Raw genomic sequence first — 984 nt, 5'->3', positions numbered from 1 at the left:
TCTTGGCGGCGATCACGATGCGCGCGCCGTCGGCCGCGGCACGCTTCGCGATCGCGAGGCCGATGCCGCGCGACGCGCCGGTGATGAACAAGGTCTTGCCCTTCAGGGTCTGGCGCTCGGTGCTCATGGCAGGGGGTGTCTCCGTGTGGGGGTGGTGGCAGGCAGGCGCGGCGCGAGCTCGGTCGCGATCATGCCGGCCAGTTGCTCGGCCCACAGCGCATACACCGCCGGGCCGGGATGGAAGCCGTCTTCGGCCATCAGGATGCTGTCGGACACCCGCTCGTTCTCGAACGGCACCGGCAGCCACCAGCGGTCCGGCCAGCGCTTGATCCACGCGGCCAGCGCCCGGTTGAAACGCCGCGCGTCGCGCCCGAGCACCCAGCGCAGCGGGTTCGGCAGCAGCGGGAACGAGTGGATCGGCGGCACGCCGCTGTGCACGATGTGGCGCACGCCGGCGCGCTGGACGGCCACGCGGTCGAGCTCGTCGAGCTGGGCCAGCCAGCGCCGCACCGGCACCTGCGAGATCACGTCGTTGACGCCGAGCGCGGTGACCATCACGTCGGCCGGGTGCAGCGGGGCGCTCTCCAGTGCGATCAGCGCGTCGCGCGTGGTGTCGCCGGTGTGCGCGACCAGCTGCCACACGACCGCGCCGCCGAGCCGCTGCGACAAGGCCTCGCTGAGCCGGCCGGCCAGCGCCTGGGCCTGCGTAGGCGCACCGACGCCGGCCGCCGACGAATCGCCGACGATCAGCACGCGCAGGCGCACGCGGCCGGTGCCGGCCACGCCTTCGCGCGAACCTTCGGCCTCGGGCAGGCGCAGCGCGAGGCGGCGCACGCGGAAGCCCTGCCACATCAGCAGCGGCGACAGCAGCACCTTCGCCGCGGAAAGCATCGGTCGGGCCGGGGTCAGCTGAACTGCGAGAAGTCGGGCTTGCGCTTCTGGAAGAACGCGCTGAAGGCCTCGCGCGCCTCGGGGCTGGTGAGG

Annotated in this window: 2 protein-coding genes; both read right to left on the bottom strand. The window is 73.3% G+C overall.

Features of this window, described 5'->3' with window-relative positions; genetic code table 11:
• On the bottom strand, nucleotides 1–127 hold a 127-nt coding region (locus tag AC1D15_RS34370), incomplete at its 3' end, for an SDR family NAD(P)-dependent oxidoreductase (protein ID WP_477829595.1).
• Nucleotides 124–891 carry an SGNH/GDSL hydrolase family protein gene (locus tag AC1D15_RS34365; RefSeq protein ID WP_465110980.1) on the bottom strand — a complete coding sequence of 256 codons (768 nt, stop codon included), beginning with the start codon at nucleotides 889–891 and terminating at the stop codon, nucleotides 124–126. The genes AC1D15_RS34370 and AC1D15_RS34365, both read right to left, overlap by 4 nt.
• Between the last annotated feature and the right edge of the window lie 93 nt (nucleotides 892–984).

It is taken from the genome of Rhizobacter sp. P2_H2, assembly GCF_056403375.1.
Note: the sequence above shows the minus strand (reverse complement) of the source record. Positions and strands in the feature narration are given on the sequence as shown.